Origin of the sequence: Arthrobacter sp. SO5 (assembly GCF_020532805.1) — a bacterium.
Classification (GTDB): Bacteria; Actinomycetota; Actinomycetes; order Actinomycetales; family Micrococcaceae; genus Arthrobacter.
In genome coordinates, this window is the sequence record NZ_MQTQ01000002.1 from 12,861 (window position 1) to 38,066 (window position 25,206).

General features: G+C 68.6%; 20 protein-coding genes. 9 read left to right on the forward strand and 11 right to left on the reverse strand.

The annotated features are described in order from the left end of the window. Positions 1–11: 11 nt before the first annotated feature. Positions 12–3,620, reverse strand: a complete 3,609-nt coding sequence (gene smc, locus BJG92_RS00280; RefSeq protein ID WP_231961631.1) for a chromosome segregation protein SMC — start codon at positions 3,618–3,620, stop codon at positions 12–14. A gap of 233 nt (positions 3,621–3,853) precedes the next feature. Here smc and BJG92_RS00285 point away from each other — a divergent pair, with 233 nt between their 5' ends. Genes BJG92_RS00285 through BJG92_RS00295 form a run of 3 tightly spaced genes read left to right on the forward strand, consistent with a single transcriptional unit; the run spans position 3,854 to position 8,546 of the window. Further along, positions 3,854–4,876 (forward strand): 3-oxoacyl-ACP synthase III, encoded by a 1,023-nt coding sequence (locus BJG92_RS00285; protein ID WP_231961632.1) that lies wholly within the window; start codon positions 3,854–3,856, stop codon positions 4,874–4,876. Then, complete coding sequence (locus BJG92_RS00290) at positions 4,870–7,572, forward strand: alpha/beta fold hydrolase (protein ID WP_231961633.1); 2,703 nt, start codon at positions 4,870–4,872, stop codon at positions 7,570–7,572. The genes BJG92_RS00285 and BJG92_RS00290 overlap by 7 nt, the downstream gene beginning before the upstream one ends. Further along, on the forward strand, positions 7,569–8,546 hold the full coding sequence (locus BJG92_RS00295; RefSeq protein ID WP_231961634.1) for an NAD(P)-dependent oxidoreductase: 978 nt from the start codon (positions 7,569–7,571) through the stop codon (positions 8,544–8,546). Before BJG92_RS00290 ends, BJG92_RS00295 begins: the two co-directional genes overlap by 4 nt. 27 nt (positions 8,547–8,573) lie before the next feature. Here BJG92_RS00295 and mutM read toward each other — a convergent pair whose 3' ends face one another. From mutM to coaD, 5 genes are all read right to left on the reverse strand, one after another. Next, positions 8,574–9,533 carry a bifunctional DNA-formamidopyrimidine glycosylase/DNA-(apurinic or apyrimidinic site) lyase gene (gene mutM, locus BJG92_RS00300; RefSeq protein ID WP_231961635.1) on the reverse strand — a complete coding sequence of 320 codons (960 nt, stop codon included), beginning with the start codon at positions 9,531–9,533 and terminating at the stop codon, positions 8,574–8,576. 8 nt (positions 9,534–9,541) lie between these two features. Next, positions 9,542–10,327, reverse strand: coding sequence for a ribonuclease III (rnc, locus tag BJG92_RS00305; RefSeq protein WP_231961636.1), 786 nt, complete (start codon positions 10,325–10,327; stop codon positions 9,542–9,544). Positions 10,328–10,348: 21 nt separating this feature from the next. Next, entirely contained in the window at positions 10,349–10,552 is a 204-nt protein-coding gene (gene rpmF / locus BJG92_RS00310) for a 50S ribosomal protein L32 (protein ID WP_009356569.1), read from the reverse strand. A gap of 36 nt (positions 10,553–10,588) precedes the next feature. Further along, entirely contained in the window at positions 10,589–11,113 is a 525-nt protein-coding gene (locus BJG92_RS00315; protein WP_231961637.1) for a DUF177 domain-containing protein, read from the reverse strand. A 174-nt stretch (positions 11,114–11,287) separates the two neighbouring features. Continuing rightward, positions 11,288–11,788: a pantetheine-phosphate adenylyltransferase gene (gene coaD, locus BJG92_RS00320; protein ID WP_231961638.1), complete on the reverse strand. Its 501-nt coding sequence runs from the start codon at positions 11,786–11,788 to the stop codon at positions 11,288–11,290. Positions 11,789–11,836: 48 nt separating this feature from the next. On the opposite strand from coaD, the gene BJG92_RS00325 reads away from it, so the two are divergent. Genes BJG92_RS00325 through BJG92_RS00335 form a run of 3 tightly spaced genes read left to right on the forward strand, consistent with a single transcriptional unit; the run spans position 11,837 to position 14,729 of the window. Next, on the forward strand, positions 11,837–12,742 hold the full coding sequence (locus tag BJG92_RS00325; protein ID WP_231961639.1) for an SDR family NAD(P)-dependent oxidoreductase: 906 nt from the start codon (positions 11,837–11,839) through the stop codon (positions 12,740–12,742). After that, positions 12,739–13,947: an aminotransferase class I/II-fold pyridoxal phosphate-dependent enzyme gene (locus BJG92_RS00330; protein WP_231961640.1), complete on the forward strand. Its 1,209-nt coding sequence runs from the start codon at positions 12,739–12,741 to the stop codon at positions 13,945–13,947. The genes BJG92_RS00325 and BJG92_RS00330 overlap by 4 nt, the downstream gene beginning before the upstream one ends. After that, the gene (locus BJG92_RS00335) at positions 13,947–14,729 is read left to right on the forward strand and encodes a spermidine synthase (protein ID WP_231961641.1); all 783 of its coding nucleotides are present in this window, start codon (positions 13,947–13,949) and stop codon (positions 14,727–14,729) included. Before BJG92_RS00330 ends, BJG92_RS00335 begins: the two co-directional genes overlap by 1 nt. 286 nt (positions 14,730–15,015) lie before the next feature. Here the strand turns inward: BJG92_RS00335 and rsmD are convergent, their stop codons facing one another. From rsmD to BJG92_RS00355, 4 genes are read right to left on the reverse strand one after another with little or no spacing between them, the layout of a single operon-like run. Continuing rightward, positions 15,016–15,657: a 16S rRNA (guanine(966)-N(2))-methyltransferase RsmD gene (gene rsmD / locus BJG92_RS00340; protein ID WP_231961642.1), complete on the reverse strand. Its 642-nt coding sequence runs from the start codon at positions 15,655–15,657 to the stop codon at positions 15,016–15,018. A gap of 30 nt (positions 15,658–15,687) precedes the next feature. Further along, positions 15,688–17,973 (reverse strand): ATP-dependent DNA helicase RecG, encoded by a 2,286-nt coding sequence (locus tag BJG92_RS00345; RefSeq protein ID WP_231961643.1) that lies wholly within the window; start codon positions 17,971–17,973, stop codon positions 15,688–15,690. Beyond that, a complete protein-coding gene (locus BJG92_RS00350) occupies positions 17,963–19,018 on the reverse strand; it encodes a DAK2 domain-containing protein (protein WP_232082032.1) in 1,056 nt (351 codons plus the stop codon). The genes BJG92_RS00345 and BJG92_RS00350 overlap by 11 nt, the downstream gene beginning before the upstream one ends. Positions 19,019–19,040: 22 nt before the next feature. Further along, on the reverse strand, positions 19,041–20,069 hold the full coding sequence (locus tag BJG92_RS00355; RefSeq protein WP_232082033.1) for a thiamine-phosphate kinase: 1,029 nt from the start codon (positions 20,067–20,069) through the stop codon (positions 19,041–19,043). Between the two features lie 123 nt (positions 20,070–20,192). On the opposite strand from BJG92_RS00355, the gene BJG92_RS00360 reads away from it, so the two are divergent. Further along, complete coding sequence (locus BJG92_RS00360; RefSeq protein ID WP_232082034.1) at positions 20,193–20,774, forward strand: YdcF family protein; 582 nt, start codon at positions 20,193–20,195, stop codon at positions 20,772–20,774. A 73-nt stretch (positions 20,775–20,847) separates the two neighbouring features. Next, positions 20,848–21,126: a hypothetical protein gene (locus BJG92_RS00365; RefSeq protein ID WP_232082035.1), complete on the forward strand. Its 279-nt coding sequence runs from the start codon at positions 20,848–20,850 to the stop codon at positions 21,124–21,126. Positions 21,127–21,135: 9 nt separating this feature from the next. On the opposite strand, the gene BJG92_RS00370 is transcribed toward BJG92_RS00365, so the two are convergent. Continuing rightward, positions 21,136–22,596 (reverse strand): hypothetical protein, encoded by a 1,461-nt coding sequence (locus BJG92_RS00370; RefSeq protein WP_232082036.1) that lies wholly within the window; start codon positions 22,594–22,596, stop codon positions 21,136–21,138. A gap of 1,424 nt (positions 22,597–24,020) precedes the next feature. On the opposite strand from BJG92_RS00370, the gene wecB reads away from it, so the two are divergent. After that, on the forward strand, positions 24,021–25,172 hold the full coding sequence (gene wecB / locus BJG92_RS00375) for a non-hydrolyzing UDP-N-acetylglucosamine 2-epimerase (RefSeq protein ID WP_232082037.1): 1,152 nt from the start codon (positions 24,021–24,023) through the stop codon (positions 25,170–25,172). The last annotated feature ends 34 nt before the right edge of the window (positions 25,173–25,206 follow it).

A 25,206-nucleotide genomic window follows, 5' to 3' on the forward strand; every position in this document is an offset into this window, starting at 1 on the left:
GGAAGGACCGCTCACACCTGCGCGCCGAGCCGCTGGCTGATGACGGTGGAGACGCCGTCGCCGCGCATCGTGACGCCGTAGAGGGCGTCCGCGATCTCCATGGTCCGTTTCTGGTGGGTGATGATGATGAGCTGGCTGGACTCGCGGAGCTCCTCGAAGATGGTGATGAGCCGGCCCAGGTTGGTGTCGTCCAGGGCCGCCTCCACCTCGTCCATGACGTAGAACGGGGACGGCCGGGCCTTGAAGATCGCGACGAGCAGGGCCACCGCCGTGAGTGAGCGTTCCCCGCCGGAGAGCAGTGAGAGCCGCTTGATCTTCTTGCCGGCCGGGCGCGCCTCGACCTCGATGCCGGTGGTGAGCATGTCCGAGGGGTCGGTGAGGACCAGCCGGCCCTCACCGCCCGGGAAGAGCCGGGCGAAGATCCGGACGAACTGCGCCGAGGTGTCCTCGAAGGCTTCGGCGAAGACCTTCTGCACCCTCTCGTCGACTTCCTTGATGATGTCCAGCAGGTCCTTGCGGCTGGATTTGAGGTCTTCGAGTTGGGTGCTGAGGAACTGGTGGCGTTCCTCGAGGGCTGCGAACTCCTCCAGCGCCAGCGGGTTGACCCGGCCCAGGGCGGCCAGATCGCGTTCGGCCCGTTTGAGCCGCTTTTCCTGTTCCGCACGGACAAAGGCTTGGCCCGCCACGATGTCGCGGCCGTCCTCGTCGACGGGGGCGCGCAGCGCGGCCCACTTGTCCCCCGATTCGGCTGCCGGCACCGGCACCGGCTGGTCCGGGCCGAAGTCGGCGACGAGCTGCTCGGCGGTCAGCCCCAGCTCCTCCACGCTGCGGAGCTCGAGGGCTTCGATCCGGAGCCGCTGCTGCGCCCGGGCGAGCTCGTCGCGGTGCACAGAGTCCGTGAGCTCGGCCAATTCGCGGGCGAAGGCGTCATTGCCGCTGCGCACCCCGGCGAGTTCGCGGTCCACCTGATCCCTGCGCTCCTCCGCGGCGTCCCGCTCCCGGCGGGCAAGTTCGACCGAGACATCGATGAAGCCGATCACTTGGCCGACGGCGGCGGAGACGGCGGCGGCGCGTCTGGCCTGGAGCCCGCGGCGGCGGGCCCGTTCGGCGGCCTCCGCGCGGGCACGCCGTTCGGTGGCTGCGGCGCGTTCGAGCGAGGACGCCCGGTTGGTGGTGGCCGTGAGTTGTTCCTCGGCACTGCGCAGGGCCAGCCGCGCCTCCATTTCGGCGGCCCGGGCCAGCGACGCGGCCAGGGCGAGCGCATCGCGGCGCTCCGGGGACGGTTCCGCCTCCGCAGGCGCCTCCTGGGCGGCCGCGAGCCGGGCCGCCACCGCGTCGAGGGATCGCTGCTCGCTGACGATGTTGGCCTCGGCCCTGGCGAGGGACGCGGCGAGGCGGTCACTTTCGCCGACGGCGCTGCGCAGCACGGAGTTGAGATGGGCCAAACGCTCGGCCACGGCTGCCAGCCGGGCGTCCGAGTCGTGGAGTTTTTCGAGGGCGGCATCGGCCCGGTCCTGCGCCTGGGCCTTGCGGGTCCGTGCTGCGGAGAGGGCAAAGCGGTTGCGCTCCAGCTCGGCCGTCACCGTGGCCAGTTTCCCGGCGGCGTCGTCGACGGCGGCCTGGACCTCCAGCAGTGAGGGCGCGGTGGCGGACCCGCCGCTGACGGTCAGGGCGGTGAAGACGTCACCGGTCCGGGTCACGGCGGTCAGCACCGGATGTGCGTCAATCAGCCGCGCCGCGGCGTCCAGGTCCTCGACGACCGCGACTCCGGCCAGGAGCCGGGATAGCGGCAGGCGGGGACCGGCATCGTCGGTGGCGGACGCCGTCACGAGCAGGGACGCCCACCGGGCGCCCGCCGGGAGCTCCTGGTCGCGGGCGGGGGGCTCCTGGTCGCCGGCGGCGGCGGTTGATCCCGTCAGCACCAGCGAGGCCCGGCCGGCGTCGTGGTCCTTCAAGCGCCGGACCGCGGCCGCAGCGGCGTCCGCGTCCTGGACCACCACCGCGTCGGAGGCGCTGCCGAGGGCGGCGGCGATGGCGGTCTCGAACCCCGGTTCCACGGTGATCATGGCGGCAAGGGACCCGAGCACGCCCGGCAATCCGGCACCGAGCACGTGCTCCGAGCCGTCCTTGCGGTTCAGGCCAAGCTGCAGGGCCTCGCGGCGGGCGAGGAGGGCGCCGCGTTCCCGTTCGCCCTCGCGTTCGGCCGCTTTCAAGGCGTCGATGTCGGCGGCAACGGCGTCCAGCGCCGCGCTGGCCTCCTCATACTCGGCGTCGAGGGTTTCCTCCCCGTCCTCTACCCCGGCCACCTGGGATTCCAACGCCGTGAACTCGCCGTGGGCGAGCCGGCGCCGGTCCTCCCCCGCCTTGAGGGATTCGCGGAGCCGGCCGATCTCAGCGTGGGCAGACTCCACCCGAGAGCGTGCGGCGCCGACCTGCCCCGCGAGTTTGGCGAGGCCCTCACGCCGGTCTGCGGCGGCGCGGAGCAGGGCCGCGAGGCGCTTGTCCTCCGCGGCGGCGGCGTTTTCCGCCTCCTGCTTGGCGGCGGCGGCGGTGTCGAGGGCCCTCCTCCGGTCCAGGATCTGGCGCTCCAGCCCGGCCTGTTCCTCACGCACCCGGGCGGCCTGCCGGTCCAGCTGGTCGGGATCCCGGCCGGAGTCCGGGACCGCATCGGCCGCGCCCAGAAGGCGGCGGCGTTCCGTGGCCAGCGAACCGAGGGACCGCAGCCGTTCGCGGCCGGCAGAAAGCTGGTACCAGGTGTCGCGGGCGGCGTTGAGCCTGGGCGTGGCCTCAGCTGCGAGCTGTTCCAGGGCCGCCTGGCGCTGCCGGCCGATTTCGAGGTCCTGTTCGACGACGGTGCGGCGGGCCTTGAGCGCGCTTTCGTCCGCGATGTCCTGGGCCAGGGCGGACTGCAGCTGGACGAGGTCGTCCGCGAGGAGCCGGGAGCGCGCGTCCCGGACCTCGAACTGGACGGACTGGGCACGCCGGGCCACTTCGGCCTGTTTGCCCAGCGGCGTGAGCTGGCGCCGGATTTCACCGGTGAGGTCGCTGAGGCGCGCCAGGTTCGCCTGCATCGCTTCGAGCTTGCGGACGGTTTTTTCCTTGCGGCGGCGGTGCTTGAGGATGCCGGCGGCTTCTTCGATGAACCCGCGCCGGTCCTCGGGAGTGGCATGCAGGACCTTGTCCAGCTGCCCCTGGCCGACGATTACGTGCATTTCCCGGCCCAAACCGGAGTCCGACAGGAGTTCCTGGATGTCCAGGAGCCGGCAGCCGGCACCGTTGATGGCGTATTCCGAGCCGCCGGTGCGGAACAGGGTGCGGGAGATCGTGACTTCGCTGTAGTCGATCGGCAGGGCGCCGTCGGAGTTGTCGATGGTCAGCGAGACGTGGGCGCGGCCCAGCGGCGGGCGTCCGGACGTTCCCGCGAAGATGACATCTTCCATCTTTCCGCCGCGGAGGGTCTTGGCGCCCTGCTCGCCCATGACCCAGGCCAGGGCATCCACCACGTTGGATTTACCGGACCCGTTGGGGCCGACCACGGCCGTGACCCCGGGTTCGAATTCGAAGGTCGTCGCCGAAGCGAACGACTTGAATCCCCGGACGGTCAGGCTCTTGAGGTGCACGGTGTTTCTGGTCTCCTGCTCGGCGGACGCGGATGGTGGGGACAGCCGCGGATACCTACAATCTACTGCGGGGCAGGGACATTTCTGCGCAGAAGCCCGGCAACGACGGTGCAGATGCTCCGATTTGCTGATGCAGGAATGGATCGGCACGGGGCATAGTTAAGCTCTTGGGCTTGCATCTGAAGGTGCGGACACCCGCCTGGGCGCAGGACAGACACGAACAGAGGCCTGAAGTGATAGGGAATGCAACGTTCCGGCACCGCAACACCGCCCTGCTTTCGGTGAGCAGCGTCGAAGCTCCGAGGATCATCAGCTCCACGGATTTCGACCACAAGCTGGCGTCGACGCTGCGCCGGTTGAAATTCCCGCCGAAGCTGCTGGAACGGGTTGCCGGCGTCACGCACCGGCGGTGGTGGGCCCCCGGGACCTCGTTCGACGACGCCGCCATCGAGGCCGGCGCGAAAGCCCTGGCCGAGTCCGGCATCGAGGCCTCCGAGGTGGGCCTGCTGATCAATACCTCCGTGACGCGGCGGAACCTCGAGCCGTCCGTGGCGGTGAAGATCCACCACGGACTCAGCCTCCCGTCGTCCGCGATGAACTTCGACCTCGCCAACGCCTGCCTCGGCTTCGTCAACGGTATGACCCTGGCCGCCAACATGATCGACTCCGGCCAGATCAAGTACGCGGTGATCGTCAACGGCGAGGATGCCCAGGCAACGCAGGAGGCCACCCTGGCCCGGCTGCAGCGGCCGGAAACCACGCGTGAGGACTTCAACCGCGAGTTTGCCACGCTGACCCTGGGTTCCGGGGCCGCCGCGGCCGTCCTCGGCCCGGCGGACGAGCACCCGGGGGCACACCGGATCCTCGGCGGCGTGATGCGCGCCGGAACGGAGCACCATGAGCTGTGTGTGGGCGGCATCGACGGCATGACCACGGACACCAAGGCCCTGCTCGACGGCGGCCTGCAGCTCGTGGTGGACGCCTGGCACGAGGCGCAACCGGAGTGGAACTGGGGTTCGATGGACCGTTACGTCACGCACCAAGTGAGTACCGCCTACACCCAGGCCATCATCGACGCCATCGACCTGGACCCGGACAAAGTGCCCATCACCTTCCCGCACTGGGGCAACGTGGGCCCGGCCTCCCTCCCGATGACCCTCGCCGAGGAGGCGCAGACCCTCGGAGCCGGTGACCGTGTGCTGTGCATGGGCGTCGGTTCGGGCCTCAACACCGCGATGGTGGAAATCGTTTGGTAGCCGCCGACTGGCCCGGCGTCGACCCCGCATGGTCGCGCGAAATCAGCGTGGCCTCGACGTCCGCAGCGGATGAGCCCGGAACCGTGCGCAGCTGGCACCTGCTCGACAACGGAGCCCAGCTCTCCCGCCGCGGCCTGACCCCGGCCGGTACCCTCCTGTGCGTGCACGGCAACCCCACCTGGTCCTACCTGTGGCGGACCCTGCTGGCCGCCGGATCGGACCCCGCCCAGCCGTGGCGCGTCGTGGCGGTGGACCAGCTGGACATGGGCTTCTCCGAGCGCACCGGCACGTTCCGGCGCCTGGCGGACCGGATCAACGACCTCGGCGACCTCACCGCCGCCCTCGGACTGGAAGGCCCGGTGGTCACCGTCGGCCACGACTGGGGCGGAGTCATCAGCCTCGGCTGGGCCCTTTCCCACCCGTTGCAGCTCGCCGGCGTCGTGCTCACCAACACCGCCGTCCACCAGCCCGCGGGCTCCCCCATCCCGCCGGCCCTGCGGCTGGCCCTGCACCCGGCCGTGCACCGCTGGGGCACCACGACGTCGGACGCCTTCCTGCGGGTGACGCACTCCCTGGCGCGCCCGCCGCTGGCCGCGGACGTCCGCACCGCCTACATGTCCCCGTACCGGGGCGCCGGCCGCCGCGAGGGCGTGGGGAACTTCGTCGCGGACATTCCCGCCGAAGCGTCCCACCCAAGCTTCCCTGCTCTCAGCCGGGTCGCCGACGGGCTGCACGGGCTGAGCGTGCCCGCCCTGATGCTCTGGGGACCACGGGACCCGATCTTCTCCGACCGGTACCTGAAGGATCTCCTCGACCGGCTGCCGGCCGCGCAAGTGCACCGCTTCGAGGGCGCCGGCCACCTGGTCGCCGAGGACCGGGACATCGCCGCTCCCGTTTTCGCGTGGCTCGCCGAGCACCGCCTGCACAGCGGACCCGCGGACGTTGAGGCAGTATCGCCGGGGGTTCCCCCGGCGGATGTCCCGATGACGGCGCCCGGCGTCCAGGCCCCGCCCCTGTGGGCGCCCCTCACGGAGCTCGCGGCGGGACCCGACGGCGGGGACACCGCCGTCGCCGAAATGGGAACGGACGGGAGCGTCGCCCGCTCCCTGAACTGGCGGGAACTGGAACACAGCATCGCCGCCCTCGCAGCAGGTCTGCAGGACACGGGCGTCCGGCCCGGCAGCCGGGTGAGCCTGATGGTTCCGCCGGGCGTGGACCTGACCGTGGTCCTCTACGCGTGCCTGCGGCTGGGGGCCGTGGTGGTTGTGGCCGATGCCGGGCTCGGCACCCGCGGCCTGAGCCGTGCCGTCAAAGGCGCCACCCCGGATTTCCTCATCGGCATCGACAAGGCCCTCGCCGCCGCGTCAGTGCTGGGCTGGCCGGGCCGGCGCATCAGTGTGCAGGACCTGCCGGCCGCGCGACGGCGGCTCCTCGCGGTGGAGACCTCCCTGGCCGCCCTCGCCCGCCGGGGACAGCTTCGGGAACGGACCGCGGCGCCGCCGCACGCCCCGCACGCCCCGGCCCCGGACGCCCCCGCCGCCGTGCTCTTCACGTCAGGCTCCACCGGTCCGGCCAAGGGTGTCCTGTATACCCACGCTCAGCTGGCCGCGATGCGGGACACCCTGGCCGCGACCCTGGGGATCCTGCCGGGCGCACGCCTGGTGGCGGGCTTTGCACCCTTCGCGTTGCTGGGACCGGCGCTCGGAGCCGTTTCAGTGACGCCCGCCATGGACGTCACCGCGCCCCGCACCCTGACGGCCACCGCGCTGGCGGACGCCGCCGCGGCCATCGACGCCACCGTGGTGTTCGCCTCGCCCGCGGCGCTGCGCAACGTCCTCGCGACCCAGGGCAGCCTCAGCCGGGCCGGGCACGAGGCCCTGGGGAGCGTGGAGCTGGTGCTTTCCGCCGGGGCGCCCGTCCCCGCGTCCCTCCTCGCCGAGGTGCAGCGCCTGCTGCCCCGCGCCTCCCTGCACACCCCGTACGGGATGACCGAAGCGCTGCCCGTCACGGACATCAGCCTCGAACAGATCCGCGCCGCAGGCGCAGACGCGGCCGCCGGCACCATGCCGGGTGCCGGCAACGGCGTGTGCGTGGGCCGGCCGGTGCACCGCGCCCGGGTGGCCATCATCCCGCTCGCCGACGACGGCACCGCCCCCGGGAACGACCCCGTCACCGAACCGGGAGTGACCGGTGAGATCCTGGTCAGCGCCCCGCACGTGAAGGAAACCTACGACAGGCTCTGGCTGACCCAGCGCGAGAGCGTCCGCTCGGCCGGCTGGCACCGCACCGGCGATGTGGGGCACGTCGACGCCGACGGCCGGCTCTGGGTCGAGGGGCGCCTCGCGCACGTCGTGACGGCGCCCGGGACAGTCGTGACGCCCGTGGGCGCCGAGCAGGCCATCGAACGCCTGGACGACGTCGGCCTGGCCGCCGTCGTCGGGGTGGGCCCGGCCGGGACGCAGGCGGTCGTCGCCGTCGTCGAAGCCGTTCCGCCCGTGCGCCGCGCGGGCCCTGCCGCCCCGGAGCTCGCAGCGCGCGTGCGCGACGCGGCCGCTGAGGCAGGCGTCAGCGTCTCTGCAGTGCTCAGCGTTCCTTCCCAGCCGACCGACATCCGCCACAACGCCAAGATCGACCGGACCCGCCTGTCCCGGTGGGCGTCCGCGGTGCTGGCCGGCGGCCGGCCGGGCACGCCATGAGGGTCCTCGTCACCGGCGCGAGCGGCCTGCTCGGCGGGGAAGTGGCCCGCCAGCTGGTCCGCGACGGCCACACCGTCACCACCTTCCAGCGCCGTCCCGCCGGCGTCGACGGCGCTGCGGATGTCTGCGGGTCCATCACGGACGACGGCGCCGTCCGCCGCGCCGTTGCCGGGGCCGGGGGCGTCATCCACCTGGCCGCGAAGGTCTCCTTCGCCGGCCGCGCCGCGGACTTCGACGCGGTGAATGTCGAAGGCACGCGCCGCCTGCTCCGGGCGGCCCGCGAGGCCGGTGTGCGGGACATGGTGTTCGTGTCCTCCCCGTCCGTGGCAAACTCCGGGGCCGCCATCGCCGGGCTGGGCGCAGAGCCGGCGGATCCGGCCCGGGCTCACGGCGACTATTCCCGCACGAAGGCCTCCGCCGAGCTGCTGGCGCTGGCCGCGGACTCGCCGGACTTCCGGGTCGCGGCGGTACGCCCGCACATCGTGTGGGGCCCGGGAGACACGCAGCTGGTGGAACGGGTGCTGGACCGCGCCCGCCGCGGCCGCCTGCCGCTGCTGGACGGCGGGGCGGCCCTGATCGACACCACCTATGTGGACAATGCCGCGTCGGCCATCATCGCCGCCCTGCACCGGATGGAACACGTTCACGGCCGGGCGCTGGTGGTCAGCAACGGCGAGCCGCGCCCGGTCGGTGAGCTGCTGGCGGGCATCTGCGCCGCGGGCGGTGTCCCGGCGCCGTCGTGGTCGGTGCCGGGACGGCTCGCGCGGGCGGCAGGATCGGTGGTGGAAAAGGTGTGGACCCGTTCCGGCCGGGCGGACGAGCCGCCCATGACCCGGTTCCTCGCCGAGCAGCTCTCCACCGCCCACTGGTTCGACCAGCGCGAGACCCGCCAGCTCCTCGACTGGGCCCCGGCCGTGTCACTGGACGAAGGCCTGGCGCGGCTGGCCGGGCACTACGGTTCGCCCGGGCTGTAGTGCCGTGCTAACGCGTCCCCGGCTCCCCTACCAGCGGCCGTTGCGCGGCCGGCGCTGGCAGACGGGGCACGTGTAGGAGGACCGGTTCATGAACTGTTCCCGCTTCATCACGCTGACCAGACCGGCGGCGGCGCATCGTTTGCATTCCTCACCTTCGCGGCCGTAGGCGTTGAGGGAGCGGTCGAAGTAGCCGGAGGCGCCGTTGACGTTGACGTACAGCGAATCGAAGCTGGTTCCGCCGGCGGCGAGTGCCTCCGTCATAACCTCCCGGGCGGCCTCGAGCACCCGTTCGGCGTCGGCCCGGCGCAGGGTGTCAGTGGGCCGGGCGTAGTGCAGCCGGGCCTTCCACAGGGCCTCGTCGGCATAGATGTTGCCGATTCCCGAGACCAGTCCCTGATCCAGCAGCGCCCGTTTGAGCCCGGTTTTCCGGGCGCGCAGCCGGCGGTAGAACTCGTCGAAGGAAAAGTAAGGGTCCAGCGGGTCCCGGGCGATATGGGCGGCTTCCCCGGCGATGAGCGGCAGCGGCGTTTCTGCGAGGCCGCCGGGACCGCCGTCGGCCGTGGGGACCAGCGAGGTCAGGAAAAGCCCGCCGAAGATCCGCTGGTCCACGAACCGGAGCTGGTCCGGCATGCCCTCGGAGGGGCTGAGGCGCAGGCGTACCTTCAGGTGCTTCTCGTCCGGGACGCCGGCGTCCTGCATCAGGAGCTGGCCGGACATGCCGAGGTGGGCCATGAGCGCAACGGAGGGCATGTCCGCTGCGGCGGAATCCCCCGCCGGCGTATCCGCCAGCGGCATCCAGAGGAACTTTCCGCGCCGGACCACGTCCAGGACGCGGGCGCCTTCGAGGTTGCCGGCAAAGTCCTCCGGGCCCAGGGTGTGCCGGCGCACCGAGCGCGGGTCCACCACCTCGACGGAGGTGATGGACCGCCCCCGCACCCAGCTCACGAGGCCGCGGCGGACAACTTCGACCTCGGGCAGTTCCGGCACGGTACGTGCTAGCTGCCGGGCTGGGTCTGCGGCCGCTGGGCTTCCGGAAGCGTTTCCGAAACCGTCTCCGGGGAAACCTGAGCTGACGGAACCTGCACCGGGGGCACCGGCGCCGCCGGCGCGGAAAGCCGGCGCCAGGCGTCCGCGGCGGCCTCCTGCTCGGCTTCTTTCTTCGAGTTTCCCGAGCCGGTGCCGTAGTCGTTGCCGCCGATCCGCAGCACAGCTTCAAACGTCCGGGCATGGTCCGGGCCGGAGCCCTCCACGGCGTAGTTGATGGTCCCGAGCTGGCGGCCGGCCGCAAGCTCCTGGATGCTCGTTTTCCAGTCCGTGCCGGCGCCAAGCGCTTCGGCGTCCTTGAGCAGCGGCCCGATCAGCCGCATGACCAGCAGGCGTGCGGTCTCGATGTCGTTGGAAATATAGGTGGCGCCGATCAGCGCCTCCATGGTGTCCGCGAGGATGGACGCCTTGTTCTTGCCCTCGGTGAGCTTCTCGCCCTGTCCGAGGTAGATGAACTCACCAAGACCGATGCTGCGGCCGATGCCCGCGAGGGCCCGGGTGCTGACGACGGCGGAGCGGCGCTTGGCCAGGTCCCCTTCAGGCAGCGTGGGGTTGTCGCGGTACAGTGCGTCGGTCACCGAGAACCCCAGAATGGAGTCACCCAGGAACTCGAGCCGTTCGTTGGTGGGTAGGCCGCCGTTTTCGTAGGCGTAGGAACGGTGTGTGAGCGCAAGACGAAGCGTCCCGGCGTCAATAGTGACACCGAGACGCTTCAGAAGCTCTTCAGTTGAAGACATCTTAGTCAGCCAGTTGGCGGATTAGACGTCTGCGACCTTGCGGCCCTTGTATTCAAGGAACAGCGCGGTGCCAGCCGAGTCGGTAACGACCTTTGCCTGGTGCGGCAGGCTGTACGTAACCTGACCGTTTTCGACAGTCTTCACCAGGTGGGGGGCAGTTGCCTTCCACTGGGAGCGGCGGGCGCGGGTATTCGAGCGAGACATTTTCCGCTTCGGGACAGCCACGGCTAACTCATTTCTCTCTAGTCCAACACTTACAAATCAGTTTTGCCGGTCAGGCTTAGCCAAGTCAGCTAGGGCAGCCCAGCGAGGATCTACCACCTCGTGGTGATGCCCCGGCTCGTCTTCCAGGCGAACTCCACATTCGGAGCAAAGGCCCTGGCAGTCTTCCCGGCACACCGGCTGGAACGGCAGTATGGTGACAACTGCGTCCCGCAACACCGGCTCAAGATCGATCAGATCGTGCTCGACTCGACGTTGCTCTTCTTCGTCTTCTTCATCCGAGAACACGGCGTCCTCGTAGAAGAAAAGTTCTTGCACATCGACCTCTTGGTCATACGCAAGGGGATCCAGGCATCGGCCACACTCGCCAGTTACTCCGACGTGCGCGGTTCCTGATACCAGAATTCCTTCGTGTACGGCCTCGAGCCGCAGATCCAGCTCGACATCCGAGCCTTCCTGCACACCGATGAGTGCCACACCGAGATCACCCGGTGCGGGTACATGTTCCGTCAGCGTCCGCATGCTTCCCGGACTGCGTCCGAGGTCCTTGACGTCAAACACCAAGGGCGAACTAGCATCTCGTTTAATGAGAACTCCTGTTGAACATATGACCGACGTACTATCTTAGCCTGATCTTCCGGACGGACTCAAACCGGGGGCACGCCTGCGGTTCACACCGCAGGCCGCTTCGGATTGGGGCCGCGCAACCGGCAGCAGGCCGCCGAGTACCGATCAAGCTTACCCTCTGCGCGGCTGTTCCTGGACCGGCTCGCCTGCGTGGAGACGTTTGAGCACGGACCGCGGGACGAACTCCGAGACATTGCCGCCCAAGGTGAACACTTCCTTGATCAGCGTCGAGGACAGGTGGAGATAGTGGCTTTCGGCCGGCAAGAAGACCGTTTCGACGCCGGTGAGCTGGCGGTTCATCGTGGCCATCGGCAGTTCGTAGTCGAAGTCCGAGGAGGAGCGAAGGCCCTTGACGATCGCGGAAACGCCCCGCTTCCGGCAGTACTCCGCCAGCAGCCCCTCCCCCACCGGCTCAACCACGATGCCGCCCAGGGACGCCAGGGTCTCCTGGGCCATGTCGATCCGCTCCTGCAGGGTGAAACGGTACGTCTTGGCGTAGTTGGTGGAGACGCCCACGATCACCTCGTCAAAGAGGCCCGCGGCCCTGGCAATGACTTCCAGGTGTCCGTTATGGATGGGGTCAAAGGAGCCGGGGCAGATAGCGCGTCGCATGCTCCGAACCTACAGTATTGCTGCCGCAGGCCGGGATAACATGGCTGAATGTCAGCATCGAGCATTCCTTTCACCGTGGCCGGAGGCGTGGTCCTCGTGACCGGCGCCGCTATGGGCATGGGCCGCCTGTACGCCCTGCGAGCGGCCCGTGAGGGGGCCGGCGTCGTGATTCTCTGGGACGTGGATGCCGACGGCCTGGCGAAGACCGCCGCCGAAGTGACCGCGCTCGGCGCGCGCGCCGTCGTCCGGCAGGTGGACCTCGCGGACCGGCAGTCAATCGCGGACGCCGCGGCGGACGCGGCCGCGGAGGGCCCGCTGTCCCTGTTGGTCAACAACGCCGGAATCGTCCGCGGCGCACTCTTCTGGGAGCACAGCCCCGAACGGGACATCGCCCTGACCATGGACATCAATGCGCTGGCGCCCATGTACGTCACGCACGCCTTCCTGCCGGCCATGATGGCCGACGGCGGCCGCCAGCGCCGGATCCTGAACGTCGCGTCCGCCGCCGGAACCGTGTCCAACCCGCGCATGAGCGTCTACGCGGCCTCCAAGTGGGCCGTCATCGGCTGGAGCGACTCGCTGCGGCTCGAACTCGAACAGCAGGGCTACCGCCACCTGAAGGTGACCACGTTCTGCCCCAGCTACATCTCCACCGGCATGTTCGACGGCGCCCGCGGCCCACTGATGACGCCCTTGATGACGCCGGACGACGCCGTGGACCGGGCCTGGCGCGCCACCACTGCCGGCCAGCCGCAGCTGATCGCCCCGGCAATGGCGGCGCTGGGCAAGGTCCTGAGGGGCATCCTGCCGGTGCGGGCCTGGGACTTCGTGGGCGGGAAGGTGTTCGGGATCTACTCCACCATGGACAAGTTCACCGGTCGGGCCGACGGTCCTGCCGGCGGTTCTGCCGGCGGTTCTGCCGGCGGTTCTGCCGGCACGGCAGGCTCGCGGTGACCGCGCCGCTGCAGTTCCCGTGGCAGCGTGCCGCGACCGGCGCCAACCTGCTCTCCCCCGACGGCAGCCTGGGCGTCACCATCTTCGAGGAAATGACCACGCTCGCCCAGCAGAGCGGCGCCATCAACCTCGGCCAGGGCTTCCCGGACGAGGACGGCCCGGCAGAAATGAAGGCCGCCGCCCAGGCCGCCATCGCCGCCGGCTACAACCAATACGCACCGGGCAAGGGCATCCTGGAGCTGCGCGAGGCCATCGCCCTCCACCAGGCACGCTTCTACGGCCTGACACCGGACCCGCAAAGCGAAATCATCGTGACCACAGGCGCCACCGAGGCCATTGCCGCTTCCCTGCTCGCGCTCGTGGGCCCGGGAGATGAGGTCCTGACCTTCGAGCCGTTCTACGACTCCTACGGCGCAATCATCGGCCTCTCCGGCGCCCGGCACGTCACCGCCCCACTGCTGGCCCCTGACTTCATGCCGGACCTGGACGCCCTCGAAGCGGCGTTCAGCAGCCGCACCAAAGTAGTGCTGGTCAATAACCCCCACAACCCCACCGGTGCGGTGTTCCCCCGCGAGGTGCTGGAGCGCGTCGTCGAGCTCGCCACAAAATACGACGCCGTCATCATCACCGACGAGGTTTACGAGCACCTCACCTTTGGTGCCCTGCACATCCCAGTGGCCACCCTGCCGGGAGCCGCCGGGCGTACGCTGACGATCTCCTCGGCCGGCAAGACGTTCTCCTTTACCGGCTGGAAGATCGGCTGGCTCAGCGGTCCCGAGCATCTGGTCGCCGCCGCCCGGACGGTCAAGCAGTTCCTCAGCTACAGCTCCGGCACCCCGTTCCAGGGCGCCATCGCGGTGGGCCTGGGACTGCCGGATCCGTTCTATGCCGGGATCGCGGATACCCTCCAGCTCAAACGCGACATCCTCAGCGAGGGCCTCCGCGCAGCCGGGCTGGACGTCTTCACTCCGCGGGGCACGTACTTCGTGAATGTCGACACGGCACCCCTCGGGATCTCCGACGCCGTCGACCTGGCCCGCCGGCTGCCCGCCCTGGTGGGCGTCGCGGCCATTCCGGTGGCAGTTTTCTGCCACCCGGAAGGCGCCGAACGCACCCGGAGCCTGCTCCGCTTTGCCTTCTGCAAGCGAATCGATGTCCTGCAGGAGGCCGCGGAACGGCTCGCGACGCTCCGGGACATCCTCTGATGCCGGCTACGCCAGCAGCGTCACGGTTCCTGCGGACCACCGGCCAGCACGCCACGATTGAGCCCGACGCGTTTACCGGGGGCGCCTTTGTGCTCAGCATCGGCGGCGCGGAGCAGTCCCACGTGAACCTCGCGGACCCGTCGGACATCTTCTACGAATATCTGCGCCGGATCGGGCATGTGGTGGACCTTGCGGCGCCGTGGGGCGAGCCCATCAGCGCCCTCCACCTCGGCGCCGGGGCCCTGACCCTGGCCCGCTACATCCAGGCCACCCGGCCCGGCTCCGTGCAGTACGCCGTGGAGCTGGAACGGGAACTGCTGGACTTCGTCCTGGACCAGTTGCCGCTGCCGGCGGGCACCGCGCTGGACACAATCATCGGCGATGCCCGGGACGCGCTGGCCGAACTGCCGGCCGGGCTGCGCTTCGACGTCGTGATCCTGGATATCTTCTCCGGCCCCGAGGCGCCGGCGCACATCGCCTCTGCCGGGTTCTACCGGGAGGCTGCGGCCAGGCTGACGCCGCGCGGGGTCCTGATCGTGAACGTGGGAGATGAACCCGGGCTGACCCTGGTCCGCAGCCAGGTGGCCGCGCTGCGACGCGCGATGGCGGATGTGGCGGCGTTTGCGGAGGCGGGCATGTTCACCGGGCGCTATCCGGGAAATATCATCCTGACCGGGACGCAGGGCACGTGGCCGGACGTGTGGACGGCGGCGCTGACCGCCCGCGGGCCGCACCCGGCCAAGGTGCTCTCCGGCGTCGGCCTGGATGTGCTCTCGGACTAGGCCAGTCGATCGGGCACTTCCCCGGGGAGGACATGTCCAGTCCCCGCGCCCAGGACCGGGCATAACCGGAATATGTCCATCCGCAGACCCGGGCGCGGGGCATGTCCGGGCAACGGCGTGGCACGTCCGGTTCCTGGGGCACGTCCGGTTCATGGCCCCCCGAGGGACATGTCCAGTCCCCGCGCCCAGGACCGGGCATAACCGGAATATGTCCATCCGCCGGCCCCACCGCGGGGCATGTCCGGGCACCGGCGGCAGCTGCGGTGGGCTACGCCGGGAGCAAGGGCTAGTTTCCGTCCTCCGGCCCGTCCGCGGGTTCGTCGTCGGCTTGTTCAACGGCGTCCGGCGCCGGCGCTTCTTGGACGCCCGGCTCCGCGAACCAGAGCCGGGTCTCCCCGTACTTCCTCTCGGCAAAGCGTTCCATACCCTCGGGCCAGGTGGGTTCCGGGCTCCGGGATGAGCGCTCCACCACCACGACGGCGCCCTCGGCGAGGTGCGGGCCGAGCTTCGCCAGGACCTCGGCCAGCGCGGGCTCCTCCAGCGGGTAGGGGGGATCGAGGAAGACGAGGTCCCAGCGGACGGCTTCCTTGGCCCGGTCGAGAAACGACTCAACCTTCGAGCGGTGCACGGAGACGACCTTGCGGCGCGCGACGGTGTTGACGAGGTCCGCGTTGCGCTGGCAGACCTCGCTGGCCTTGCCATCGAACTCCACCAGGTCCACGGCCCGCGCCCCACGGCTGGCGCTTTCCACGCCGAGCGACCCGGAGCCCGCATAGAGATCCAGCACGCGGGCATCCGCTATCACCTCGAAGGCGTCCAGCCGGGAGAAGAGTGCTTCCTTGACCCGGTCTGTGGTGGGCCGGGTCAGGGACCCGGGGACGCTCACCAGGGTGGTTCCGCCCGCGGCACCGGCAATGATGCGGCTCATGGCCTGGCCGCCAGGGATTCATCGATGTTCTTAGCCGCGTTCAAGGAACGCCTCCTTTTCCGGATTGAGGTATTCCTCGATTGCCGCCGCCAGGACGGGGTGGGCGGCCAGCGACGGGTCGACGCCGACAATCTGCCAGGCGTCCTGCCGGGCGCGGGCAATGACGTCCTCGTGCTCCAGCACCCGGAGGAGCTTCAGCGTGGACCGGCCGCCGGACTGCGAAGCACCCAGGATGTCGCCTTCACGCCGCAGCTTGAGGTCCTCCTGGGACAGCGCGAAGCCGTCGGTCGTGGCCGCGACGGCGTCGAGCCGGCGGCGGCTGGGATGGCCGGGTTCCAGGGTGGTGACGAGCAGGCAGGTGCCGGGCAGCCCGCCCCGGCCCACCCGGCCGCGGAGCTGGTGGAGCTGGGAGATACCGAACCGGTCGGCGTCGAGGATCACCATGAGTGTGGCATTGTGCACGTCCACGCCGACCTCGATCACCGTGGTGGAGACGAGCAGTTTGGTCCGGTTGGCGGTGAACGATGCCATGGTCTCGGACTTGAGTACGGGGTCCTGCCGGCCGTGCAGCGGCGCCAGCGGAACCCCGGCCAGCGCCGGTTCGTCCCTGAGCTGTTCGACGACGCCGGTCACCGACGCCAGTTCGCGCGCCCCGCTGTCGCCTTCAAGGTCCGCGGCCGACGGTTCGGCCTCCCCGGGGCTGAAGTCGCCGTCGTCGTCGGTGCCGATCTTGGGGCAGACGATGTACACCTGGTGGCCGGCGTCGATCTCTTCCCGGGAGCGGGTCCAGAGCCGGCCGAGCCACGCCGGGTGCTCGGCGAGTCCGACCACGTGCGTGGTGATCGGGGCGCGTCCGGCCGGGAGCTCGTCCAGGATGGAGGTCTCGAGGTCGCCGAAGACGGTCATGGCCACGGTCCGCGGGATGGGGGTGGCGGTCATGACCAGCAGGTGCGGGGGCTTGTTGGCCTTGGACCGGAGCACGTCGCGCTGCTCGACGCCGAAGCGGTGCTGTTCGTCCACCACGATCAGGCCGAGGTCGTAGAAGGAGACGTTGTCGCTCAGCAGGGCGTGCGTGCCGATCACGATCCCGGCCGTTCCGGACGCGGCATCAAGCATGGCCTGCTTCCGGGCCGCGGTGGGCATGGAGCCGGTCAGCAGGGTGACCTGGACGGCGTCCGGGCCGAAGCCGCCGAGCATCCCGTCGCGGGAGAGCGGGCCGAGGGTGCGGCGGATCGATTCAAAGTGCTGGGCGGCGAGGACTTCGGTGGGGGCGAGCAGGGCCGCCTGTCCCCCGGCGTCGACCACCTGCAGCATGCCGCGCAGCGCGACGATCGTCTTGCCGGAGCCCACCTCGCCCTGGAGCAACCGGTTCATCGGCGAATCCCGGGCCAGCTCTTCGGCGAGGGTCTTGCCGACGGCGGACTGGCCTGCGGTCAGGGTGAACGGCAGCTGCCGGTCAAAGGACGTCAGAAGCCCGTCCGCAACGGGGCAGCGGGCCGTCGCTTCCTCGGCGGCGAGCTGGGCGCGCCGCCGGGCGAGCGCGGACTGGAGTACCAGGGCCTCCTGGTAGCGGAAGCGGTCCCGGGCGCGCTGCCAGTCCGCAGGGGTCTGCGGTGCGTGGAGCAGCCGGTAGGCGTCCGCGATCGGCAGGAACTTCTCCCGGGCCGCGATGTCGGCGGGCAGCGGGTCGTCCAGGCTGTCCAGCTCGGCAGTCTCCAGCAGCGTGGAGACCACCTTCTGGATGGACCAGCTGGTCAGCTTGGCCGTGGCCGGATACACCGGGATGGGCATCGCCGCTAGCTTCTCCGGATCCATGCCCGGGATGTCCGGGTCCTCATCCAGCAGCTGGAACTCTGGGTTGGTCAGGCCCAGCGAGCCGCCGTAGCGGGTGACCTTGCCGGAGAACAGGGCTCGCCGACCCGGCTGGAGCTCCGCCTTGGCACGGAAGCCGTTGAAGAAACTCACCTTGAGCGTGCCCGGCAGGCCCGCTCCGGGGACGCCCGCCCCGCCGGCTCCCCCGGCGTCGTCGGTGATCACGACGTCGGTCAGCGAGCCGCGGCGGGCGCGCATGGCCCGGGTGCTGCTGGAGAGCACCCGCGCGATCAGTGTCACTTCCTCGTCGAGCGGGACCTCGCTGATGGGGGTCAGCTCGCCGCGGTTCATGTACCGGCGCGGGAAGTAGTTCAGCAGCCCGCCGACCGTGGTGATGCCGAGGTGCTTCTCGATGACGGCAGCGGAGCGTTTGCCGATCCGCCGTTCGAGGCCACGGCTTAATTCGGGGTTGCCCGGTTCGGCATGGTCCGGTTTAGAGTTCATGTCCGTCGTAGACCTGTCCCGCGGGTTCGGGGGCTGCGTGGGGCTCGGCGTCAGGCACGGCGAGCTCGCTGATGGAAATGTCCGTGGGCTCGCCGAGGGACCGGATCAGGGCCACGGCTGGCTCTGCGGAGGGCACGTGGACGTGGACGCGCCAGCGGTACGCCCCGGCGGCATCGGCCGCGGCCCCGACCTGGCTCATGATGACTGAGTCGCCCATTTCGTCGAGGCGCTGGCGCATCATGGCGGCGTCCAGCGGCGAGAGCGTGATAGTGCACATCACCTCTACCCCGTCATCCCGGGGCATGCCGGCGTGGATGTGCGGGTCCTGGACGTCGTAGCCGTGCAGGCCGTCGAGGAGCTCGCCCTGAAGCTCCACGCCGAGAACGGCGGAGCGGAGGCAGTCAAGGATCAGGAGCATCCCAACACCGCCAGCGTCCACCACATGGGCGGCGTGCAGGGCGTCCAACTGGTCCTCGGTGCGGACCACGGCTTCGAGGGCGGCCTCGATGACGGCGTCGAGCGCGAGCCCCAGCGTGTGGTTGCTGTCGTCGCCGTCGTGCGCGGAATCCACCGCGGCCGCGGCGCGGGCGGCGGCTTCCATCACGGAGAGCATGGTGCCGGGCACAGGATCGCTCAGCGCGGACCAGGCCCGGAGCTGGGCGCGGTTCAGCGCGGCGGCCAGCAGTGGCGCGCTCAGCCGGTGGTGGCCGGACAGTGGCTCTGCGGCGGCGCAGAGAAAAACGGCGAACAGGGTTCCTGAGTTGCCGCGGGCCTGCTCCATGGCCGCCTGGCCGGCGTGCGCCAGGACGGCGCCGACATCGTTCAGGGCCGGGTCGGGCGGCAGAACCAGATGCAGGGACGGGTCTGCGCCGATCCGGGGCAACGCCGCGGTGGGAACGCTGTGCAGGGCGTGGGCCGCGGCGCGGGCGGTCAGGTAGAGGTTGGTGCCGGTGTCGCCGTCCGCGACGGGGAAGATGTTGATGGCGTTCAGGCGGTCGCTGTGGTTCCCTAGCGTTGTTTCTGCCTTGCCCAACCACCGCCTCATCGCTTGCGCGTTGGCGGCAATCTTAGTTTGCAAAGTGATCCCATCCCCCAGTGTCAGCGGGCTGGCCCGCGATCTTAACCCCCGGTCTGTCCGTTGGTGCAAGGGCCTCTACCGAGCCTATCGCAGTGAAACCGGGAGGAAGCTGAAGGCCCCGGGGGAATGTGGCGAGCAGTCCGTGGTCCTCCCCGCCGCCGAGGACCCAGGCCAGGGGGTCCGTGCCGAGCACGTCCGCGGCGGCCCGGAGCGGTTCCGCCAGTTCCTTCAGGGCCGCGGCGTCGAGGTCGAGGACCGCGCCGCTGGCCGCGGCCATCCTGCTGCCGTCCCGGACGAGTCCGTCGGAGATGTCCATCATGGCCGTGGCGCCGGCGTCGCGGGCCAGCGGCCCGGCTGCAAGCGGGGGCTCCGGGCGGCACTGCGTGTCCATCAGGTCCCGCTGTTCCTTTGTGAGGGCATCGACCGGGAGGGACGATTCCAGCAGGGCCAGGCCGGCGGCGGCACGCCCCACCGTGCCGGCGAGCGCCAGGGTGTCCCCCGGGCGGGCGCCGGAGCGCAGCACCGGCGCCCGGCCGTCGAGGGTGCCCAGGATCGCGACGCTGACGGCGAGTTCGCGTCCCCTGCCAAGGTCCCCGCCGGCCACCGCGCAGTCCGGGGCTCCCAGTTCGCGGATGCCGGCGGTGAGGCCGTCGGCGAAGTCCTCTACCCAGGCCACGAGCGTCTCCGGCGGCATGGTCAGGCTGACCACCAGCGAGGTGGCCCGGGCCCCCATGGCGTTGATGTCGCTGAGGTTCTGCGCGGCGGCCTTCCAGCCGACGTCGAAGCCGGAGGTCCGGTAGCCGTTGTTCCACTCCAGGCGGAAGTCCTGGTCCACCACCTGCGTGTCGATGCTGACCACCGTCCGCCCGTCCGGCGCGGCCACGATCGCGGCGTCATCCCCCGGCCCCAGGAGCAGGGACGGGTTGCCGTCCTGCCCGGCGTGCAGGCGCGGGAAGATGCGCTCGAGGAGCTGGGATTCGGAGAGCTCGGCGACGGTCAGGGGGGATTCTTCAGGCACAGCCCTACGCTACCGCGCGCGGGTGACACCGGCGGTTTCGTAGGGCGTCAGAGCGGGGCCGCCTAGCGCGCGCCCTGGTGATCGTTTTCCCTGCGGCGCGGGCTGCATGCGACACTCATACCCATGCCCCCGCCGCTGCCCCGTTTGAATCCCTTAGCTGCACGGATTCTGGCCTTCATTTCCGGGGCAGCCCTCCTCTGGCTGGTTTTCGCCGTCCAGCTCTTTGTCAACGTGGACCCCTTGACTATCCAACGCACCGACGCCGTCATCATGCTCGGCGGTGCGGCCACGGAACGGCTGCCGGTCGCGCAGCAGATGCAGCGTGACTACAACGTCCCCGTCCTGGTCCTGTCCCACACAGACACTCCCGGCAACATAGCGGCCGATGATGCCTGCAACTCTGCCGCCTTCCCGAGTGCCCAGCTCCTGTGCTTCCGGCCGGATGAGTTCGACACCCGCGGCGAGGCGCGTGCCATCGGCCGAATTGCCGAGGCAAACGGCTGGAAGTCCATCACGGTGGTGACGTCCAGCTATCACGTCTCCAGGGCGCAGAGGCTGATGGAGCAATGCACGACGGCGGACGTGCAGATGGTGAACTCCCATCCCACGCTGAGCGGGGCGCAGTGGCTGCGGCGGTTTGTGATCGAGACCGGGGGCCTGCTGGATGTGTCCCTGCGGCCGGAATGCGCAAGCAGCGGGCAGTGATGCAAGAATTGAGCCTGACCAGGTTGAGTCCCTCAGCCTACTGACGATTTGTTGAGGCGAGGAGCACCGGCTGTTGGATGATCTTGCCGACGACGCTCCCCCGCTGGTCGCCGCCCCGCGCCACCTGCGCCGACGGGCCTTCCATGAGGAGATCCCGGACACGCTACTGGTTCCGGACGTTCAGCCATTTTCCCTCACACGCGCCGAGCCCGCTGCGCCCAAGCGGGTTGCTGTGGCAATTGATTCCAAGGAATCCGAATACCGGCGCAAGCGCCTCGTGGCTTTGCTGGTGGTACTCCTCGTTGCCGTCAGCGTGCCGGCTCTGGTGATCGCCCTACTGCTCGCCGGCTGAGCTGCGGCATCAGCCCAGTTTCGAGTAGAACGCGTCGTTCCGTGCGCCCCACCCGTTTGTTACGTTCACCATGTAGTACCTGCCGGCGCCGAGCGAGGTCCCCCCGACATTTACGGTGACCGACTGCAGGCCGGGATTGAGCCTGTGCTGCTGGCCGTAGGACGGGTTGTAGGCAGCCGCGGCCACGGTCCTGTCCTGCACCTGCCCTGTCGCCGTAGTCCACTTCAGCTGGACCTGTGCGCCGCTGAGGTTGAAGCCGGTGACGAAGAGGGAACCCGCGGCGGCGTTGAAGCTTGAGTCCGTAATCACCGGCGTAGCCTTTCCCGACGTGATCCTGTTCACCAATGGCACCCCCGTGTCCACGCAGGTGTAGTAGGTGTCCCACATGAACGAAATGACCTTGGCGGGCGCGTTACCCAACTGCTGCAGCTGGCGGTCCAGGCGGGCTTTGGTGGTTTGGCCCCGGGTGTTGGTGTCGCAGGGGTTAGCTCCGTTGGCCGGTGCCATGCCTTCCATGTTTGCCCAGAGGGTAGCACCGGTGCCGGCGATTCCCGCCGCGGCTGCTTGGAAGTAGTCCCGCACAGGCGCCAGATACCTTTCCCTCCAAGTTCCCGGCCCGACGATGGCGGCGGCGAACTGGTCCACTGAAGCGGCTGCTTCGTTACCGAAGTAAGCCCCGCCCTTACCGGTACCCATGCCGTCCTGGACGGCGATGTTCAGCCGGACGCCGCTGGCGGTTGACGCAATATTGCGAACTGCAGCTGCGGCCTGGGCGGGGGTGGTGCGGCCCGAGGCGGCGGCGCGCGCGTCTATGTAGGGACTAACGACGGCCGACCGAGAGGGCATGATGCGCCGGATGGCCTGGTTCTGTATTCTGTAGACCGTCAGGATCGAGTTGAACACGGGACCATCGCTGACGGGCATTTCAGTGGAGAGGTAGAAGCCGGCCAGACCTGCGACGTTGTTCACAGCGGCCTGATACTGAAGATACCGGTCGGTGAACTGGGAGAATGTGCCCTGGTAAGAGAGATCTGGCAGGTACGCGAAGTCGGTTCTGTTGACCGGAATCGGCATTCCTGCAAAAAACTTCATGCCTTGCGCAGTCGCCGCCTTGGCCATGGATCCGGTTGCGCTCACCCCTGGTGCGCTTCCGGCGCTCACCACTATGACGTCGTAACGGTTGTCGGCAGCGGTGCATCCAGAGCCCTGTGCCGGCAGCACTAATATGGTGAAGAGCTTGTTGTTGTTGGTGATGCTCCGGTCCCGCGGGCATTTGACCGCAGCAGCGCCCCACGGACTGGAGTCCGAGTAGGTAAATACCCTGTCCAGCAGCACACCGTCCGCGAGTGACTGGACGCAATTGACGGCTGAGATCTGGCAGTCGGCGGGAATGCCCGCCAGGCTGGACGGCGTCAGACGCGACCCAAAAGTGATGACGGTGTCGCCACCCAGCGCCTTGATGGCCGCCAATTTGCTTGTGTTGATGGCGTCATTCGCACTTGCTCGGACGAAGTACCCTCCAACGGGGAAAGTAGGACTTTCGACTGCAACAGCCGCTGGCGGGCTGGCCGTGATGAGACTTACGGCCAGAGCTATGGTCGTCAAAATCACGAGATGTGCCCGAGCCGCCAACCCGTTGGTTTGTTGCCGCCGGCAGGTAGCTGCTTCGTGTCCCATTGTCCGTCCCTGGCTCGCTGGCTGAGACCGTGGCCTACGGAAAGAATGCCGCGGGGATCGGGAGAACGCAATAGCGCGACGAGCCTCAAGTACGTGCTCGCTTCATTTGAGAATTCCTCGCGAAAATCTTGAAACGTCACGGGCACACAGTGACGATCAGAGACGCCCGTGTCGAAACGAGAGAAGTACGCAACCGAAATGCCAATGCGGCCAAGAAGGCGAACGGCGCGATTCTGGACGAATTGGTCCAAGTGACCGGCTGGTCGCGGGCCAGCGCCTGTTGGGAACCTGTCCACAGCTCGTCAGTGCAAGGGGCCGGCGACAACGGTAGCGCGCAGGTCGCGCGGGCGGATCTACGGCTATGAGACGTTGAAGGTCCTGATCGGAGTGTGGCGCTAGTCCGGTATGCCCTCGGCAAATATCTGCCCGCCACTATGGACCTGTAGGTGCCCAAGCTGCAGACTTTCGGGGAGTTGGACGCGCATCGGCCGAGCCCGGCGCTGAGAGCCGAGTTGCCGAAGAAATCCGGGCACGATCGACCGGCTGCTCAAGCTGACCGGGGACCTCGGGAGCCCTAGGTGCGGCCTGGCTGCTGCTGTGGAACTTGACCACGGTCTGCAAGGCCGGGGACGAACATTAGACCGTGGTGCTTCTAAAGCCCAGAGACAACGCCCACATCGGCTAAAAGAACGGGCACGTTATCCGCCAACCCGCCTTCCACTAAGACTACGACCGCCCCGCGGAGCAGAAGCGGCCAGACGCCCTCTAGGTCCTCAACAGGGTCTGCTAGATCCTCCTCACAGCCGCCACCCAAAAAATCGGCGGCCGAATAAACACAGATATACGACAATCCACGGACGTCCCAACGCGTAAACCGCGCCGAAATCCCAACGGGACCCAAGCCGCTGAGCTCGCGGCACTGATGGTGAGCACCAACCCGGCCGACCTTAAGCGAATCATCGCCACCATCCAGACCTAGCTAATCGCTCTCGACGCGAGTGCAAACGGGTGATGCTCGGACAACGCTTTCGGAAGCATCTTGACCTGAGTCGTTACAGACCACGACGCAGAACTTTCGCCATCTATTCCTTGGTCAGTTATGCCTGACCGCCTCGAGGCCCACCACGAACGGCTGCCGGAAAGACAGATTCACGCCTGGGCTCGTGCATCCCGTAAGATTCACTGGTCCGCGGTCTAGAATCCTTGGGGGAACCACTGTGCCCAGCATCATGCCGATTTTCGGCACCAGACCAGAAGCCATAAAAATGGCCCCCATAGTTGCCGCACTCAAGAACTCGGAACACTTCGATTGCGCCGTAACCGTGACGGGCCAACACCGGGAAATGCTTGACCAAGTCAATGAGCTATTCGGCATTGTTCCCGACCACGACCTGAATATTCTGGAGCAACGTCAATCTCTATCAGGCATCATGACCCGGACGATCGATGGTCTGGAACGGCTGTTCAGCGCGAACAAGCCCGACGCCGTGATTGTCCAGGGCGATACCACGACCTCCACGGCGGGCGCGATCGCTGCGTTTTATCACGGCATCCCAGTGGTACATGTGGAAGCCGGGCTTCGCAGCGGGGACCTGTTCTCTCCTTTCCCAGAGGAGGCAAACCGCAAATTGACCAGCCAGATCGCCAGTCTCCATCTGGCTCCCACCAGCATCAGCAAAGCAAACCTAGTGGCCGAGGGAATAGACCCTGACAACATAGTCATCACCGGCAACACCGTCATCGACGCCCTCTTGGCTACCGCAGGCAAAAACGTGACATTTTCGGACGACCGGCTTGAGGCTCTGGCGACGACCGGCCGCCGGATTCTCTTGGTCACGACCCACCGACGTGAGAACCAAGGGGATGCTATGCGAGGATTTGGTCGCGCTCTGGCCCGGTTGGCCCATGCCCGGCCGGACTTGGAGATTGTATTGCCGGTCCACAAGAATCCTGTAGTGCGGGAGGCAGTCCTTCCGGCGCTTCATGGCCGAACGAATATCACCGTCACGGAACCATTGGCCTACGGACAATTCACTCGCATGCTGGCCATGGCCCACATCGTCCTGACGGATTCCGGCGGAGTGCAGGAAGAGGCGCCCAGCCTAGGAAAACCGGTGCTTGTCATGAGGGACAACACTGAACGCCCGGAGGCCGTTACCGCCGGGACTGTACTCCTCATTGGCACTGATGAGGACCGGATAGTCCTCGAGGTCACCCGGCTGCTTGATGATCAGACTCACTTTGATTCCATGGCAAATGCTGTCAACCCATACGGCGATGGGAAGGCGGCGGCGCGGACCATTGCGGCGATCGCCGAACTGCTCAACCTAGGGATGAGACTGGAGGACTTCGGAAAGGGACCCAGCTAGTGGGGCCACGCGCAGGACTCACGAGAATTCCAAG

Coding starts and splice junctions, on each gene's coding strand:
- BJG92_RS00360 (WP_232082034.1), top strand. CDS start 20,193: ATGCCCCCGCCGCTGCCCCGTTTGAATCCCTTAGCTGCACGGATTCTG.
- rsmD (WP_231961642.1), bottom strand. CDS start 15,657: ATGAGCCGCATCATTGCCGGTGCCGCGGGCGGAACCACCCTGGTGAGC.
- BJG92_RS00345 (WP_231961643.1), bottom strand. CDS start 17,973: ATGAACTCTAAACCGGACCATGCCGAACCGGGCAACCCCGAATTAAGC.
- rnc (WP_231961636.1), bottom strand. CDS start 10,327: ATGTCTTCAACTGAAGAGCTTCTGAAGCGTCTCGGTGTCACTATTGAC.
- BJG92_RS00325 (WP_231961639.1), top strand. CDS start 11,837: ATGTCAGCATCGAGCATTCCTTTCACCGTGGCCGGAGGCGTGGTCCTC.
- BJG92_RS00350 (WP_232082032.1), bottom strand. CDS start 19,018: ATGAGGCGGTGGTTGGGCAAGGCAGAAACAACGCTAGGGAACCACAGC.
- coaD (WP_231961638.1), bottom strand. CDS start 11,788: ATGCGACGCGCTATCTGCCCCGGCTCCTTTGACCCCATCCATAACGGA.
- BJG92_RS00335 (WP_231961641.1), top strand. CDS start 13,947: ATGCCGGCTACGCCAGCAGCGTCACGGTTCCTGCGGACCACCGGCCAG.
- BJG92_RS00295 (WP_231961634.1), top strand. CDS start 7,569: ATGAGGGTCCTCGTCACCGGCGCGAGCGGCCTGCTCGGCGGGGAAGTG.